This is a genomic window from Campylobacter sp. BCW_6464 (assembly GCF_001762775.1).
Taxonomy (GTDB): domain Bacteria; phylum Campylobacterota; class Campylobacteria; order Campylobacterales; family Campylobacteraceae; genus Campylobacter_D; species Campylobacter_D jejuni.
The window spans coordinates 1-943 of record NZ_MJXM01000013.1; the positions used below are offsets into that span (position 1 = coordinate 1).

Annotated in this window: 2 protein-coding genes; both read right to left on the reverse strand. The window is 28.2% G+C overall.

Going from position 1 to position 943, the window contains the following annotated elements:
• Positions 1 to 332, reverse strand: a 332-nt coding sequence (locus tag AJ885_RS00165) for a DUF4406 domain-containing protein (RefSeq protein ID WP_070280510.1), incomplete at its 3' end; no start/stop codon positions are given.
• Between the two features lie 74 nt (positions 333 to 406).
• Positions 407 to 838 (reverse strand): SA1788 family PVL leukocidin-associated protein, encoded by a 432-nt coding sequence (locus AJ885_RS00170; protein ID WP_002865075.1) that lies wholly within the window; start codon positions 836 to 838, stop codon positions 407 to 409.
• Positions 839 to 943: the final 105 nt, after the last annotated feature.

Sequence of the window (943 nt, forward strand, 5' to 3'; positions counted from 1 at the left end):
GGCAACTCCAAAACTAGCTCTTTAATGCCAAGCTTTTTAGCTAATGCTAATTCTTCTTGCATACCTTGTGAATATTTTGCATCTTTGTGTTTGCTAAGATAAATATAATCACACGCTTTTAAAAGCTCTAATCCCATTTGTAAAGCTTTGTCTCTGTGCTTGTTTTCATCCAAATAACTAAATTGTAGTATGGGTGAAACAGGCACAAAACCTTCACATTCACGCATAATTTTTAAGCATTCTTGCTGGGCTACACTAATAGCCTGAGCTTTTCTTTGACTTTCTCTTATTGCTAAAGCTTTGTAAGGAGAGGCTACATAAACTAATGCCATTGTTAATCCTTTCTAAGTAAATTTAAGTTTTAAAAAACTTAATCAAATCCACCTTAGTAGATTTGTTAAATTTTCTAATACGCCTTAATTACTCCATTTTTATCTTGGTATAAATTATTTTGCAAGGCTAGATGATCAAGTTTTGAATATTTAAAATGCAAGTTAGCTTTTTTGCTCATATTTCCTAAATGTAAAACATTTCTACCAAATTTACTATGACTGTTTAGGCTAACTGCTTGTTTGTTTCTTCTGATATCATCGATAATAATATATTTAAAACGCTTGTCTCCTTTTGGAGTTTCTAAAATTTCTTTTAAGCTCCAACCTTTTTCTTTTCTTTTCACATAAAGCTTGTGAGTAATCCCATATTTATTACAAATTTCTATTTGTTCTTTTATGTTTAAACCAAGCTTATCTTTAAGTTTAAAATTTTTAGTATTTAATGGTGTATCTAAAGGCATTTTTCTTTTTTTTCTATCTTTAAAACAATAATAACTTAACTGCATTTTTCCCTTTCTAAATAAATTTAAGTTTTAAAAAACTTAATCAAAGTGCTTTTAATTTAAGCACTTTTGTTAAGCTTTTTACCCAAATGAAAACGAATGATTTTT